Source organism: Jiella sonneratiae (assembly GCF_017353515.1).
Lineage (GTDB): Bacteria > Pseudomonadota > Alphaproteobacteria > Rhizobiales > Rhizobiaceae > Jiella > Jiella sonneratiae.
The window spans coordinates 192,448-206,880 of sequence record NZ_JAFMPY010000004.1 but is presented as its reverse complement, the minus strand read 5'-3'; the positions used below and the strand labels follow the sequence as shown (position 1 = coordinate 206,880).

The following is a 14,433-nucleotide window of genomic DNA, read 5'->3' as shown; positions in this document are numbered from 1 at the left end:
CAACATCGCCGCAACGACCGTCCGGAAAGGCTTGCACGGCCGCATGGCGCGGCGGCCGCACGTCAGACAAGCACAAGCTCCGTGCGCCACCTTGCCGCTCCCTTCGAAACAGCGGCCGGGACGACATGGGATTGCAGCTCGACAAGGCGGTGGGAAAGGCCCGCAGGCTCGAAAAGTCCGGCAACTTCGACGCCGCGGCCGAGGTCTATGCGCAGCTTTTGCGGCAGTTTCCGCAGAACCCGCGGATCGCCGCCGCGCTCGAGGCACTGCTGAGAGAGAACGCCAATCCGCCGCTCGCCCGGCTGCAGGCGCTCGAAGCCGCCTATGCGCGCAGGGACTATGCCGGCGTCCTCGCCGGCGGGCGGGCGCTCGCGGCGGCCTTTCCCCGTTCGGTGACGCTCCACAACATCCTCGGCGCGGCCGAGCTCGCGTTGCGCGACGCCGGCGCGGCCGAGGCGAGCTTCCGCCGGGCGCTGGCGGCGAACCCCCGCGACGTCGACGCGCTCGGCAATCTCGGCGTCGCCCTGAAGGCGCAGGGGCGCACGGACGCGGCGCTGGAGGTCTACGCGATGGCCGCGGCGGTCGCGCCCGACAACGCCAACGTCAAGTTCAACCTCGCCAATCTCCTGCGCCAGTCGGGCCGGCGCGAGGCGGCGCTCCAGGCCTATGAGGCGCTGGCCGCGGCGCGGCCGGGCGACGCCGAGCCGCACTTCGCGATGGCGGCGATCCGCCAGGAACTCGGCCAGGGAGCGGAAGCCGTCGCCGACGGGCTGAAAGCCCTCGCCGCCGATCCCGGTCACGGCCGGGCGAAGGCGCTGGTTATCCACCAGCTCGGCCATTTCTGCGACTTCGAGGCGCTGGCGCCGCTCGTGCCCGGCATCGAGACCCTCGGCATCGACGGGCCGCCGGTGGAGCCCTTCGCGCTGTTGTCGATCGCCGACGCCCCGGCGCTGAACCTGAAACGCGCCCGCGCCTGGTCGACGCGCTTTCCGGCCGCGCCGGCGCTCGCCCGCACGCCGCGCCGGGAGGGTCCGATCCGGGTCGGCTATTTCTCGGCCGACTTCCACAACCACGCGACAGTCTATCTGATGTCGCAGGTCTTCGCCCGGCACGACCGCAACGCCTTCGAGATCTGCCTCTATTCCTTCGGCGGCAAGGAGGGCGGCGCGATCACCGAGCGGCTGCGGCAAAAGTCCTCTCGCTACCACGACGTCCACCTTCTGCCGGACGCGGCCATCGCCGCCCTCGCCCGCCAGGACGGGCTCGACGTCGCGGTCGATCTCAAGGGCTATACCAAGGATGCGCGCCCCGGCATCTTCGCCAGCCGCGCCGCGCCGGTGCAGATCAACTATCTCGGCTTTCCCGGCTCGATGGGCGCCCCCTTCATCGACTACGTCGTCGCCGACCCGATCCTCGTTCCGGACAGCCACGCCGGCTTCTATTCGGAACAGCCGATCCTCCTGCCGGACAGCTACCAGCCGACGGACGAAACCCGCGCCATCCCCGTGGACGGCTCGTCGCGCGCCGATCACGGCCTGCCGGAGGCCGGCTTCGTCTTCTGCGCCTTCAACGCGACCTACAAGATCCAGCCGCGGGATTTCGCGCTCTGGATGACGATCCTTTCCGCCGTCGAGGGCAGCGTCCTCTGGCTGTTTCGCTCCAACGCGGCGGCGGAGGCCAATCTGCGCAAGGCGGCGGCCGGCCACGGCGTCGACCCGGCGCGGCTCGTCTTCGCCCCCTCGCTGCCGCATCTCGGCCATCTGGCGCGCCACCGCCACGCCGATCTCTTCCTCGACACCTTCGCCTACAACGCCCACACGACGGCGAGCGACGCGCTCTGGGCCGGCCTGCCGCTGGTCACGCGGATCGGCGAACAGTTCTCCGCGCGTGTCGCGGCGAGCATCCTGACCGCCGCCGGCCTGCCGGAGCTGATCACCCGTTCGGACGCGGAATATCTGGCGCTGGTGCTGGCGCTGGCGCGCGAGCCCGCACGGCTCAGCGCCCTGAAGGACAGGCTCGCAGCGACGCGCACCACCGCGCCGCTGTTCGACAGCCGCCGCTACACCCGCCACCTCGAGGCGGCGTACCGGGCCACCCATCGCCGTCATCTCGACGGCCTGCCGCCGGCGCCGATCCGCGTTTCCGCCGAGCCGTGACGCCGAAGCCGCGGGCAGAGAGAGAGAGAGAGAGAGAGAGAGAGAGTCCGGCGGCGGCGACCGGGGGCGGCAGCTTCAGGCTCGCACAAGTGCTTCGACGCTATTTCCGAAAGGTGCAGAGAGCCCATCGCAGCGCGTCGTCCCTGCCGGCGGCGATCCTCCGCCAGACCGTGAAGACGCCTTTTCAAGCCAATCGTTCGGGAGCGCCGGGATGAAGGTCGTGATACTTGCCGGCGGCCGCGGCTCGCGGCTCAGCGAAGAGACGACGGTCCGGCCGAAGCCGCTGGTCGAGATCGGCGACAAGCCGATCCTCTGGCACATCATGAGCATCTACGCGCATTACGGCTTTGCCGACTTCATCGTCTGCGCCGGCTACAAGAGCTACCAGATCAAGGAATACTTCGCCAATCTGGTGCTCCACCATTCCGACATCACCGTCGATCTCGGCAAGAACACCATCCAGTACCACCACTCGACCCGCCCGGACTGGAAGGTCACCGTCGTCGACACCGGCCTCGACACCATGACCGGCGGGCGGCTGAAGCGGATCCGGCCGTTCCTCACCGAGGGCGAGCCCTTCCTGATGACCTATGGCGACGGTGTCGCCGACGTCGACGTTGCGGCCGAGGTCGCCTTCCACCGCGCCCACGGCCGCAAGGCGACGATGTGCGCCATCGCCCCGCCCGGGCGCTTCGGCACGGTCGAGCTCGAGGGCGAGAAGGTCGCGGCCTTCGTCGAGAAACCGACGGCGAACCGCCAGCGTATCAATGGCGGCTTCTTCGTCTTGGAGACCTCGGTGCTCGATCTCGTCGACGGCGACCGCACGCATTTCGAGGGCTGGCCGCTGGAACGGCTGGTCGCCGAGGGCGAGCTCGCGGCGTTCCGCCACGACGGCTTCTGGCAGCCGATGGACACGCTGCGCGAGCGCGACCATCTCGAAGAGCTCTGGCGCACCGGCCGCGCGCCGTGGAAGCTCTGGGCATGAGCGGCTTCTGGCAGGGGCGCCGGGTCCTCCTCACCGGCCAGACCGGCTTCAAGGGCGCCTGGCTCGGGCTCTGGCTGGAGCGCCTCGGCGCCGGCGTCACCACCGTCGGCCTCGCGCCCGACACCGAACCGTCGCTCTTCCAGCTGCTGTCGCCCTTTTCGGGGCAGCGCCATCACGTCGAAGACGTCCGCGATCTTTCCGCCCTGAAGGACGTCGTCGCCGCGGCGCGGCCCGAGATCGTCTTCCACCTCGCCGCCGAGGCGTTGGTGCGGCGCTCCTATGCCGATCCCGTCGCGACCTTCGAGACCAACGTCATGGGGACGGTCAACCTGCTCGAGGCGCTGCGCTTTGCGCCCGAGGCGAAGGCCGCGGTGATCGTCACCACCGACAAGGTCTACGCCAACGACGAGGCGGGCCGGCCCTTCGAGGAGGCCGACCGGCTCGGCGGCAAGGATCCCTACAGCGCCTCCAAGGCCTGCTGCGAGATCGTCGTCGAGAGCTACCGCCGGAGCTTCTTTGCCGCCGGCGGGCCGGCGCTCGCCACCGCCCGGGCCGGCAACGTCGTCGGCGGCGGCGACTGGGCGGCCGACCGGCTGATCCCCGATTTCGTCCGCGCCCTCGGCCGCGGCGAGCCGCTGCGGCTGCGCGCGCCCCTGGCGATCCGGCCGTGGCAGCACGTCTTGGAACCGCTCGCCGGCTATCTTTGCCTCGCCGAACGCCTCGCGGCGGACCCCGCCGGCGTGCCCGGCGCGCTGAACTTCGGCCCGGATCCGGCGCAGTTCGCCAGCGTCGCGAAGGTTGCCGAGACGCTCGGCCGGGCCTTCGACGCGCCGCTCGCCTGGCTGCCGGCCGGCGGCGTCCACCCGCCCGAGGCGCAGCATCTGAGGCTCTCCTCCAGGCTCGCGGAAGCGGCCCTCGGCTGGCGGCCGCTGCTGCCGCTCGGCGAGACGCTGGCCTGGACGGCCGCCTGGTACCGCGCCCACCGCGACGGCGCCGACATGCGCAGTGTCAGCCTCGCCCAGATCGCCGCCTACGAGGCGCTCGCCTTCGAGAGCCGGAGCGAGGCCGCCTGATGCGCTTTTTCGAGACCGCCGTCGCCGGCGCCTACCACATCGAACCCGATCCCTTCGTCGACGAGCGCGGCGTCTTCGCCCGCACCTTCTGCGCCGAGACCTTCGCCGAAAAGGGCCTCGTCGAGCGCTTCGTCCAGACCAACACCTCCTTCAACCCGAGGAAGGGGACGCTGCGCGGCCTCCACTGGCAGGATCCGCCGAAAGGCGAGACGAAGCTCGTGCGCGCCACCCGCGGCCGGCTCTTCGACGTCGTCCTCGACCTTCGGCCGGAGTCGCCGACCTATCTCGCGCATGCCGGGGTCGAGCTCGACGCCGACCGCCGCAACGCCCTCTACGTCCCCGTCGGCTGCGCCCATGGCTTCCTGACGCTTTCGGACGACACCGAAGCCTTCTACCTCGTCTCGGAAAGCTACTCCCCCGACCACGCGCGCGCCGCGCGCTGGGACGACCGCGCCTTCGCCATCGCCTGGCCCTTCGCCCCGACCGTCATTTCGCCCCGCGACGCCACTGCCGAGGATTTCACCCCATGACGCTTCCCGTCGATCCCGCGACGCTCGCCGGCGCCGAACCCGCGGAAGCGGCCGCGCCGCGCACCGAGGTGGTGCTTTCCCTCTGCGTGCCGACCTACAACCGCGCGCATTTCCTGCGCCATCTCTTCCCGCACATCCGCGAGGCGGCGAAGGCCTTCGACTTTTCCTACGAGATCGTCGTCTCCGACAACGCATCGCCCGACGAGACGCCGCAGGTGGTGGCCGAGTTCAAGGCGGAGGGCATGCCGATCCGCTATTTCCGGCAGGAGGAGAACAAGCGGCTCGCCAATCTCTTCTCCGCCTTCCGCCATGCCCGCGGCGAGTTCGTCGTCTACCTCGCCGACGACGACCTGGTCATCCCCGAGGCGCTCGCCGACAACGTCCGCTTCATGCGCGAGAATCCCGAGATCCGCGTCGTCTATACCCCCTGGGAGATCTACGACGCGGTCGCCGAAGAGCGGACCTGCCTGTTCTACCGGCTGCGCAAGCCGCTCGAGGTGTTTCAGGCCGGCCAGGAGATCGATCTCCTGAAGATGATGATCGAGAACAACGTCCTGCCGGAGATCGCCATGTACCGGGCCGAGGCGGTGCGCGAGCTCGTCTCGGCGCCGCAGTTCTGCTACTGGGCCTTCGCCTATCTCTCGACGATGATCTCGCAGGGGCCGATCGCCTTCCGCGACGTTCCCTACTACCGCTCGGTGACGCTGACGCCGGTGGTGCCGAACCGGCACCAGGAGGGCATCCACGATTCCCTCTACAACTGGGACAACATCCGCGGCGGCATCGAATTCATGATCTTCAGCCTGCTGAAGCGGCTCGGCCTGACGCCGGACCGCGAGCTTGCGGTGATCTTCCGCGACATGGTCGACCACTACATCCACCTGCGGCTGCACGTGGCGCTGCGGCTGTGGCTCAGCCGCAAGGACTATCTGCGGGCCTACGAGGTCATCACCCGGCTCAGCTACCTCAATCCCGAAAGCACCAGGAACATCGGCAGCGTCGAGTCGCTGCTGCCGCTGCTCAGGGCCCAGATCCTCGCCCAGCTCGCCAGCGGCATCGCCGAAATCGAGCGTTTCGTGGCGATCGGCGTCGAGGACTTCGCGGGCTTTGCGACGAAGCTGCGGGAGGTCGGGCTGCGGCCGGACATCGCCGTCGTCGGGCCTGAGGATCTCACCGGTGCGGGGGCGCGCGAAAAGGCCTTCGTCTTCATCCGCGACGAGGCGATCAGGGCGAGCGTCCTTCAAGCCGGCTACGAGCCCGGCCTCGTCGTCAGCGCCCGCGACGTCGAGGTGAACTTCCCGATCTGACGCGCGTCAATCGCGGGTGAGGCAGCTCCGCCAGTCGGCGAAGCGCTCGCCGAAGCGCTGCCGCAGCCCCTCGCGCTGGCTCCTTATCTGGAGGATCTTGGTGTGGGCGACCCGCCCGACGAGATCGGCGACGGGTTCGAGGCTGGCGCTCTGCGCCGCGATCAGGCCGGGAAGGACCGGCGCTCCGTAGAGAAACTGCTGGGCGTGCAGAAGCTCGACCTGGTCCGGGTCGAGGCGCTCGTTACGGTCGATGGCGATCGTCCCGGCGGCGAGCCCCGCCTCGATCTCGGCGAGCGCCGTTTCGCCGATGCCGGAAAGAGCAAGCAGCCGGCGCCCGGCGAAGCCTTGGACGAAATCGGAGAGTTCCCAGCAGTCGACGGCGACCTCGAAGCCCGCTCTGGCAAGATGCCGGCGCAGGGCCGCAAACAGCGCCGCATAGTCGAAGACGTAGGCGACCGGCACCGTTCCCTGCCATGCGGTCCAGTAGTATCCCTGCGCCAGCACCGCCTGCGCCGACTGCTCGAAGCTGATCGGAAACCACTTCGCGGCCTCGGCATAGATCGCCTCGAAATAGTCGAACGGGTCGCGGACCGAAAAGACGAAGCGGACCTCCGCCGCGCCGGCGTCGCGGAAGGCGGTGGCGACGGCGAGGCCGGAGGCCTTGCGGCACAGAATGTTCTGGAAGTGCTCGCTCGAGACGACGACCGTCGCGGCGTCGACGCTGCGGGCGGCATCCATCGCCTCCGCAGCCCAGTCGAAATCGTCGAAATAGGCGCGTTCGGCGAAGTGGCGGTGGCCGAGCGACGCCGGCGGGTAGTGAACCCCGTGAGCCGCAAGCGCCGGGCCGATCCGGGCCATCAGCGTCTGAAAGGCGGTCGAGCCGTTCTTGGCGCAACCGGCGTGGATGACGACCTTCACATCCAGCTCCATGCCGATCGAAGGGTGCAAGTCGGCGCCGTCGTCGGCGATGTCCGAGAGTTCGGCGCCGCGCCGCAGGACTGTGTGGCACGGGGTCCGGAAGGCTGCAACCCTGCGGCGGGCCCGCCGGACCCGGCGGCCCCGCGGCAACGGGGGGTCAACCCGCCAAAGCCTGAAGCGCGGCGTCGCCGGGAAAGCACTCCCTGAAGTGGCGAAGGCTGCCCTTCGACGGCAGGCGAGAGACGACCTGCGGAAGGCTGCCGGCGGCGCTGCCCGTCTCGGCGATTCCGCCGACGCTTGCCGCGAACCAGTCGGCCGGACCGGCGCCGAGCGCACGGCCGTAGGCGCGGCGCCGAGGCGGCGCTGCCATGACCTGCCGGTAGAGCGCCGAGAAGGCGGCAAGGCTCGCCTCGGGCGAATGGCTTTCGGCGATGCGCCGCGCCGCTTCGGCGCCGAGCCGGGCGACGTCGGCGGGATTGTCGACCATCCAGGCGAGCCGCCGGACGGCTTCCTCGACGGTGTTCGCGACGAGCCCGGTCGCGCGGTCTTCGACGATCGCCCGCTCGGCGGGATTGGCGAAGACCAGCGGGCAGAGGCCGAGCGACATCGCCTCGACGAGGGCGTTCTCGCCGGTGCCGTAATGGTCCCGGGAAAGCAGGTAGAGAAAGCCGTCGGCGCCGTGAAGCGCGGCGGCGGGGTCGGCCACGTGGCCCTCGAACACCACCCGCTCCGGATGGCGCATCGCCGCCGCCGCCGCCGCCACGTCGCCGCCGGGGTCGACATGTCCGAAGAGCCGGACCCGGAGATCGCGCGCAACCGCGTCGACGACGTCGAAGAAGCCGCGATGCAGCTTGGCGAAGTCGAGGGTGCCGAGCATTACGAAGACCGGCATGCCGCCGGACCCCTGCCGGGGCTTCCGGCTCCGCGGCAATGACGATGCGGCAAGGCCGAAGCCCGAATTGACAGCTGCGAACGCCTGCGGCCGGCGGGCGATGGCCGCGGCGAGATTTTCCGCCTCGAAGGAGCAGGCGGAGGTGAACGCCGTCAGGTCGGCGATCGCCGCGAGGCCGGGGGGAAGGAGCGGCGGCGCCAGCCCCGAGACGTGGCTCCATAGAAGCAGGCGATGGGCCGGCAGCGGCGTTTCGGCGAAAACGCCGTAGAGGCGCGGATGGCCCCACCATTCGACCTGCAGAACGTCCGCCGCGCCGACGAGCGCCGCCACCTCGGCCGCCGGCGGTGCGACGACGAGGGTGCATCCCGCGGCCGCGATGCGCTCGGCAAAGCGCGCGTCCCGCGGCGTTTCGAGAAGCAGGAAGCGGTGATCCTCCGCCGTCCCGGCCGCCCGCCGCGCCTCGGCGAGGGCGGCATGGGCCTTGCCGACGCCGCCGCCGAGATGGGCCGCGACGTGCAGGATCCTCATTCGGCGGCTTCCGGCAGCCGCCTGAGGCCGCCCGGCGCCGGCACCGTCCGGTCGAAGGCGACCGTCTCGCCGAAGCGCCGAAGCAGCGTCTCGCGATAGGGATCGATGTTGTCGGGCAGGCAGTGGGTGAGCTGGCCGCAGCCGCCGCACACGCCGTTCTCGCAGCGCCGGCCCTCAAGATGCTGGAGCCGCAGCGCGTTCATGGCGTCGGAATTCCAGATCGCCTTCATCGACTGGACCCGCGCGTCGCCGATGACGAGCTTGCGCTCCCAGTCGAGGAAGCAGGAGCTGACGAGGCCGTCGGCATTCACCGAATAGCCGTAGAAGATGTAGGGGCAGGTGTCGGTGTCGCCGACCTCCTGCTGGTAGATGCCGGTCTCGATCTTCACGCCCGTATGGGCCTCGATGTCGAATTCCGGCCAGCAGGGCGCGAAGTTCTCGATGAAGATCCGGTCGCAGTGGTCGCCGAAGGTGTCGAAGAACTCCTGGCGCTGCGCCTCGGTGATGAGTTCGCCGGGGATCTTCACGACGACCTCGCAGTCGCCCTTGTTGGCATAGAGCCAGCGGACGTTCGCGACGAAGCGGTCGAAGTCGAAATCCGTCTTGGTGAAGCGCCGGTACTGTTCGCGCGTCATGCCGTCGACGGAGACGTTGATCTTGTCGAGGCCGGCCTCGATCACCGGGCCGAGCCGCTCCGGGGTGATGAAGGTGCCGTTGGTGGTGGTGTCGATATAGTCGATCCGGCCGCTCTGCTTGGCGTAGCGGACCATGTCGGCGAAGCGCTTGTTGAGGAAGGGCTCGCCGTCCTTGTAGAGCCGCAGGACCTTGATCGGCCGGTCGAACTCGCCGAGGTCGTCGACGATCTTCTGGAACAGCTCGAACTTCATGGCGCCCTGGTAGCGGCCGGTATCGCGGATCATGTCGCGATGGCCGGTGGGGCAGAAGGTGCACTGGAAATTGCAGGCGCTGGCCGGATCGACGAAGACGATGAACGGCGTTTCAAGCGGGATCACCGTCTCGAGACGGGTCCGGCCCTCAAGGTTGATGCGCGGCTTGATCTCGGCTTTCATCGCTTTCCGCTCGTAGAGATGCTTGCGGCGCGAGGTTGGGCACGCCGACGACGGCTGCCGGGTCGCCCGGCCGCAAGGCGGCCGTACCGAATTCCAGCAGGTCGCGCCGGCCGTTTTCGTCGGCGATTGCCTCGACGAAGCCGCGCAGCGTGACGGGGCGACCTGAACAGATGTTGATTGCGCCAGCCTGTTCACTCGACACCAGGCCGGCGACCATGCGGCCCGCCTCGGCGACGTCGAGAAAGTCGCGGAGCTGGGTTCCGGCGGAGAGCCGCGCCGGCCGCCCCTCGGCGAGGCAGGCGCGCACGTAAGGCACGAGCCGGCTTGGATGCTCGCCCTCGCCGAAGAGATAGAACAGCCGCGCCCACGAGAAGCGGACGTCGTGCCCCGACAGGAAGCGGCCGAGCGTCGAAAACAGCGCCAGCTTGGTGATGGCATAGAGGCTTTCCGGCCGCAGCGGCGAATCGACGGCGAGACGGTCCGACGGCAGCGCGTATTCGAAACAGGTGCCGAGGCCGACGACATGGCCGACGCCGACGCTCGCCGCGGCCCGGGCGAGCACCAGGCTGCCGGAGAGACAGGCGAGGTTCTCCTCGGCCTCGAGATAGCGGCCCGGCTCGACATACCAGGCGGCGTGAACGAGCGTGTCGACGTCCGCAAGCGCCGCCCGGAGCGCCGGCAGGCTTTCGGCAAAGAGATCCGTCGTCTCGACGATCTCCGCCGGCGCCGCGAGCCGTGCAGCGGAGGCCGGCCGCACCAGGACCCGCACCCGGTGTCCCTCGGCCACCAAGGCGCGATGGATCTGGCGGCCGACGAAGCCGGTGGCGCCGGTCAGGAGAACACGTTTCGGGCTGGTCTCGGTCGCCGGCATGTCGCCCCTCGCAAAGGTCCCTTTCGGATCGCTTCGGCGCGTCCCGTTCCACCTTTCGCGCCGTTCCGCAAGGTTTGAGCGAGTGACGCCGGTCATATGCTCGGCACGATGTCTCGATCGGACGAACTCACCAGACGGGCGGGCGCCGTGACGGCCCGCAGCTTCGAGGCCCCGCCGGACGCCGCGGCGGCCTTCGCGCATCTGTGCGCGGTCAACCGCCGCGCGCCGGCCGCCGGGCCGACGCTCGTTGCCGGCAGAAGGCTGTGGCTCTACGGCGCCGGCAATCTCGGCCGTCTCGCCCGCGCCCATCTCGATCACGTCGGCCAGCCGATCGCCGGCGTCGTCGACCGCGATCCGGCTGGCCATCGCGGCGCGCCGGAATGGGCCGGGCTCGACATCAGGCATCCCGCCGAGGTGCTGCCCGGGGAAAAGGCCGGCGCGCTGCTCGCGGTCTCGATCGTCACCAGCCCCTTCGCGCCGCTCGCCGCCGGGCTCCGCGCCGAGGGATGGCAGACCGTCGTTCCCTTCTACGACGTCGCCGAGGCGTTCCGGCACGTCCATCCGCTGTCGAACGGCTGGTTCGCCGAAAGGCTGGCGGAGACAGGTCTCGCCATGGCCGAGCGGGTGCTCGAAGGCTTTGCCGACGACGTCTCGCGGGCCCACCATCTGGCTTTCGCCGCCTATCGCCTCGCCCGGGAGGAGTGGAGCTTCGTCGGCGCGCCGGTCACGCCCGGCGACCGCTTCTTCATCGCCGAGGCGCTCGCCGCCCTGCGGCCAGGCGAGCGCATCCTCGACGGCGGTGCGCATCACGGCGAACTGCTGCCGCGCTTCTTCGCGGCATGCGCCGGCCGGCCGGACCGCCTTTTCGCGGTCGAGCCGGATCCGGCGAGCCTTGCCGCCATCGACGCCGCACGGGCGGGCTGGCCGCGGGAGGTTACCGAAAGGGTCTCGGTCGTCGACGCGGTGCTCGCCGATCGTGCCGGGCCGGTGCGCTTCCACGCAGGTCTCGGCTATGCCTCTCAGATCGCCCCGACCGGTGCGGCGGAGCGCGAGGCGACGACCATCGACGCGCTGGACGTCCGGCCGACGATCGTCAAACTGCATCTCGAAGGCGGCGAGCTCGCCGCGCTGAAGGGCGCCGCGGCGACCATCGCGCGGCACCGGCCGATCCTGATGCTCACCACCTATCACGACGCGGCGGGCCTCGTCGAAACCCCGCTCTACCTGATGACGGCGCTCGAGGACTACGCGGTCTTCATGCGCGCCCACGGCTTCTGCGGCACGGGCACCGTCCTCTACGCCATTCCGAAGGAGCGCATGAGCCGATGAGGACTTCTCGCGACGACGCCGGTCTCGTCATGGATCTCGGCGCGAACAACGGCGACGACACCGCCTATTACCTCGCCAAGGGTTTCCGCGTCGTCGCCCTCGAAGCCAATGCCGGGCTCGCAGCTTCCTGCCGCGAACGCTTCGCCGCTGCCATCGCGGCCGGAAGGGTCGTCGTCGAGGAGGCGGCGATCTGGCGAACCGACGGCGAGGTCACCTTCCTCGTCAACGAGGCGAACGACCACTGGAGCAGCATCGAGCCGGGCTGGGCCGGCCGCGAGGCGAGCGCCACGCGCCCGGTGACGGTCGAGGCGGTGACCCTCGCGACGCTGGTCGGCCGCCACGGCGTGCCGCATTACCTGAAGATCGACGTCGAGGGCGTCGACGGCATCGTGCTCGACCAGCTCGCCGCTCTCTCCGAGACGCCGGCCTATGTCAGCGTCGAGGACTGCCGCTTCGGTTTCGACTACATCGCGACGCTGTCGCGTGCCGGCTACGACCGGTTCAAGCTGCTCGACCAGTCCGAGGTGCCCTCCCTCGTCGACGAGGCCGTCCCGCACCGCTTCCTGCCGGGCGCCTCCGGCCCGTTCGGCGAAGAGGTCCCCGGTCCCTGGTCGGACACCGACGCCTTCGTCGCGCTCTATGCGAGGACGGTGCGCGACCGGGCCGGCAACCGCCTCGCCCCGCGCAGCCGCTGGTGGGACATCCACGCGGCGAAATCCTGATCAAGGGCGTCGCGCGCGGTGCCCGAGGGCGACGGCGGAACCCAAGATCGGCGCCGCCTCACTCCGCCGCGGGCACGGCGCGCTTCAGGCTCGCCGCCGCATCGACGGAGACCGGCCGGCCGAGATAGTAGCCCTGCGCCAGGGGCACCTCCGCCCGCTCGAGGAAGGCCATCTGCTCCGGCGTCTCGACGCCTTCGAGCACGACGGAGAGACCGCGCCGGCGCACCAGCTGCAGGATGTCCTTCAGGAAGCGCTCGCCCTCCGGCGTCGCCGACGCCTGCAGGAAGCGCTGGTCGATCTTCACCAGGGTGAAGTCGATCGACTGCAGCCAGGAAAGGCCCGCATAGCCGGTGCCGAAATCGTCCAGCCAGATCTCGATCCCGAGGTTGCGCAGCGCCGCGATCGCCTCGAGGACGCAGGGATCGGAGGCGATGTCGAACCCTTCGGTGATCTCCAGCGCCAGCGACGAAGGAGCCAGGTTCATCTCGGAGAGGAGACCGGCGACGAACAGCGGGAAGCTCGCCTCGCGCAGCTGCACCGCCGACAGGTTGACCGACAGCTTCGGGGCGAGGCCGGCCTTGAGGATCTGGGTGCAGGCGGTGCGGAGCGCCCAGCGCCCGAGGGAGACGATCGCGCCGGTGCGCTCGGCGACCGGGATGAAGACCGAGGGCGGGATCGGCGTGCCCTCCGGCCCGCGCAGCCGCATCAGCGCCTCGAAGGCATGGACCTCGCCGGTGGCGACGTCGACGATCGGCTGATAGGCCAGAGAGACGAGATCGTGATCCAGCGCCTGGTCGAGGACGATCGCGATGTTGCGATCCTCGTTTTCGGTCTGCGGCATCTTCGGATCGTAGACCTGGGTGGCGTTGCGGCCGTTGGCCTTGGCCGAATAGAGGGCGTTGTCGGCCTCGCTGGACATCCGGTCGAGATCGGAATTCTCGTCGCTGCGGGTGATGCTCGCACCGATGCTGACGGTGACGATGCCGGTGCCGTCGCGGCGCTTGGAATGCGGCAGGGCGAAGGCCTCGACGGATTTGCGGATCGCTTCGGCGAAGCCGAACAGCGCGTTCCGGTCGGCGACGTGGGTAAAGGCGATGAATTCCTCGCCGCCGTAGCGGGCGAGGACGCCGCCGGCCGCGGTGGCGGCGCTCTGCAGCGCCCGCGCGACGTCGACGAGGCAGCGGTCGCCGGACTGATGGCCGTAGTGATCGTTGTAGGCCTTGAAGTGATCGACGTCGATCAGGAGCACGCCGATCGGCGTGCCCTCCCGAAGCCACCTTTCCCGGAAGACGGCATATTCCGCGACGACGGCGCGGCGGTTCTTCAATCCGGTCAGGTGGTCGGTGTTGGCGATCCGCGCCAGCTGCTCGCTCTTCTCGCGCACCGCCAGTTCGTTGAGCTGGGCGCGCGTCGCATTGAGGAAGGTCACGTAGCGCTCCGCCGCCAGCTGCCAGGAGAGATAGAGGGCGAGGCAGAGGAAGGAGACGAAAAACGTCACCAGGATGATCTTGAAGGTCGGATCGATCTCGGCGGCGAGCGCCGCCCAGGCGAACATCACGGTGATCAGCGTCGAACCGAGCGACCCGACCCAGAAGCGGATGCGGAAGAACAGGCTGGAACTGACCACGAAGACCGTGCCGAAGATGATGTATTCGGCAAAGCTCGTCTGGTACTGCGTATGGTCGGCCACCAGGATCCAGCCCAGCGCCGCGGTGGCGAGGCCGCCGGCGCAGGTGGCGTTGATCGCGGCCATGCTGCGGCCGCTCGTCGTCTGCCACTCGACGACGCCGAGGAAGCCGAAGCCGATGAGAAACCGCGTTGCGACCGTGAACCGGCCGACGTCCGGCAGCAGCCAGAGATCGTAGAGGCCGAACAGCAGGAAGCAGATCACCGCCGCCCGGACGCCGACGCGCGTCGATTCCCGGTCGAACTGGTCGGTGCTGTCCTGGAACATCCGGTAGAGGTCGGGATCGGTGGGTCGCCACCTCTTGGCGGAAAGAGCCCGTTCGACGCGCTTGCGGAGTTCTTCCTCAGCCTGAGCCATCTGCTCGT

Annotated in this window: 12 protein-coding genes; 7 read left to right on the top strand and 5 right to left on the bottom strand. The window is 69.6% G+C overall.

Features of this window, described 5'->3' with window-relative positions:
• Positions 1–131: 131 nt before the first annotated feature.
• The 5 genes from J1C47_RS04995 (at position 132) to J1C47_RS04975 (ending at position 6,051) form a co-directional block, all read left to right on the top strand.
• Positions 132–2,156, top strand: a complete 2,025-nt coding sequence (locus tag J1C47_RS04995) for an O-linked N-acetylglucosamine transferase, SPINDLY family protein (protein ID WP_207349623.1) — start codon at positions 132–134, stop codon at positions 2,154–2,156.
• A 211-nt stretch (positions 2,157–2,367) separates the two neighbouring features.
• Positions 2,368–3,141 (top strand): glucose-1-phosphate cytidylyltransferase, encoded by a 774-nt coding sequence (gene rfbF, locus J1C47_RS04990; RefSeq protein ID WP_207349622.1) that lies wholly within the window; start codon positions 2,368–2,370, stop codon positions 3,139–3,141.
• A complete protein-coding gene (gene rfbG, locus J1C47_RS04985) occupies positions 3,132–4,214 on the top strand; it encodes a CDP-glucose 4,6-dehydratase (protein WP_207349793.1) in 1,083 nt (360 codons plus the stop codon). Before rfbF ends, rfbG begins: the two co-directional genes overlap by 10 nt.
• Positions 4,214–4,744, top strand: coding sequence for a dTDP-4-dehydrorhamnose 3,5-epimerase (gene rfbC, locus J1C47_RS04980; RefSeq protein ID WP_207349621.1), 531 nt, complete (start codon positions 4,214–4,216; stop codon positions 4,742–4,744). The genes rfbG and rfbC overlap by 1 nt, the downstream gene beginning before the upstream one ends.
• The gene (locus J1C47_RS04975; protein ID WP_207349620.1) at positions 4,741–6,051 is read left to right on the top strand and encodes a glycosyltransferase family 2 protein; all 1,311 of its coding nucleotides are present in this window, start codon (positions 4,741–4,743) and stop codon (positions 6,049–6,051) included. The genes rfbC and J1C47_RS04975 overlap by 4 nt, the downstream gene beginning before the upstream one ends.
• A gap of 6 nt (positions 6,052–6,057) precedes the next feature.
• Here J1C47_RS04975 and J1C47_RS04970 read toward each other — a convergent pair whose 3' ends face one another.
• The 4 genes from J1C47_RS04970 to J1C47_RS04955 form a co-directional block, all read right to left on the bottom strand.
• On the bottom strand, positions 6,058–6,999 hold the full coding sequence (locus J1C47_RS04970) for a hypothetical protein (RefSeq protein WP_207349619.1): 942 nt from the start codon (positions 6,997–6,999) through the stop codon (positions 6,058–6,060).
• 127 nt (positions 7,000–7,126) lie between these two features.
• The gene (locus tag J1C47_RS04965; protein ID WP_207349618.1) at positions 7,127–8,389 is read right to left on the bottom strand and encodes a glycosyltransferase; all 1,263 of its coding nucleotides are present in this window, start codon (positions 8,387–8,389) and stop codon (positions 7,127–7,129) included.
• The gene (locus tag J1C47_RS04960; protein ID WP_207349617.1) at positions 8,386–9,459 is read right to left on the bottom strand and encodes a radical SAM/SPASM domain-containing protein; all 1,074 of its coding nucleotides are present in this window, start codon (positions 9,457–9,459) and stop codon (positions 8,386–8,388) included. Before J1C47_RS04960 ends, J1C47_RS04965 begins: the two co-directional genes overlap by 4 nt.
• Positions 9,425–10,330 (bottom strand): NAD-dependent epimerase/dehydratase family protein, encoded by a 906-nt coding sequence (locus J1C47_RS04955; protein ID WP_207349616.1) that lies wholly within the window; start codon positions 10,328–10,330, stop codon positions 9,425–9,427. The genes J1C47_RS04960 and J1C47_RS04955 overlap by 35 nt, the downstream gene beginning before the upstream one ends.
• 147 nt (positions 10,331–10,477) lie before the next feature.
• Between J1C47_RS04955 and J1C47_RS24095 the strand changes: the two genes are divergently transcribed.
• Both J1C47_RS24095 and J1C47_RS04945 read left to right on the top strand, forming a co-directional pair.
• On the top strand, positions 10,478–11,659 hold the full coding sequence (locus tag J1C47_RS24095) for an FkbM family methyltransferase (RefSeq protein ID WP_207349615.1): 1,182 nt from the start codon (positions 10,478–10,480) through the stop codon (positions 11,657–11,659).
• Complete coding sequence (locus J1C47_RS04945) at positions 11,656–12,381, top strand: FkbM family methyltransferase (RefSeq protein ID WP_207349614.1); 726 nt, start codon at positions 11,656–11,658, stop codon at positions 12,379–12,381. Before J1C47_RS24095 ends, J1C47_RS04945 begins: the two co-directional genes overlap by 4 nt.
• Positions 12,382–12,439: 58 nt before the next feature.
• Here the strand turns inward: J1C47_RS04945 and J1C47_RS04940 are convergent, their stop codons facing one another.
• Complete coding sequence (locus J1C47_RS04940) at positions 12,440–14,425, bottom strand: putative bifunctional diguanylate cyclase/phosphodiesterase (RefSeq protein WP_207349613.1); 1,986 nt, start codon at positions 14,423–14,425, stop codon at positions 12,440–12,442.
• Between the last annotated feature and the right edge of the window lie 8 nt (positions 14,426–14,433).

Excerpts from the sequence above, each read along its gene's own strand:
- J1C47_RS04955 (WP_207349616.1), bottom strand. The coding sequence starts at position 10,330 with ATGCCGGCGACCGAGACCAGCCCGAAACGTGTTCTCCTGACCGGCGCC.
- rfbF (WP_207349622.1), top strand. The coding sequence starts at position 2,368 with ATGAAGGTCGTGATACTTGCCGGCGGCCGCGGCTCGCGGCTCAGCGAA.
- J1C47_RS04960 (WP_207349617.1), bottom strand. The coding sequence starts at position 9,459 with ATGAAAGCCGAGATCAAGCCGCGCATCAACCTTGAGGGCCGGACCCGT.
- J1C47_RS04945 (WP_207349614.1), top strand. The coding sequence starts at position 11,656 with ATGAGGACTTCTCGCGACGACGCCGGTCTCGTCATGGATCTCGGCGCG.
- J1C47_RS04965 (WP_207349618.1), bottom strand. The coding sequence starts at position 8,389 with ATGAGGATCCTGCACGTCGCGGCCCATCTCGGCGGCGGCGTCGGCAAG.
- J1C47_RS04975 (WP_207349620.1), top strand. The coding sequence starts at position 4,741 with ATGACGCTTCCCGTCGATCCCGCGACGCTCGCCGGCGCCGAACCCGCG.
- rfbC (WP_207349621.1), top strand. The coding sequence starts at position 4,214 with ATGCGCTTTTTCGAGACCGCCGTCGCCGGCGCCTACCACATCGAACCC.
- J1C47_RS04940 (WP_207349613.1), bottom strand. The coding sequence starts at position 14,425 with ATGGCTCAGGCTGAGGAAGAACTCCGCAAGCGCGTCGAACGGGCTCTT.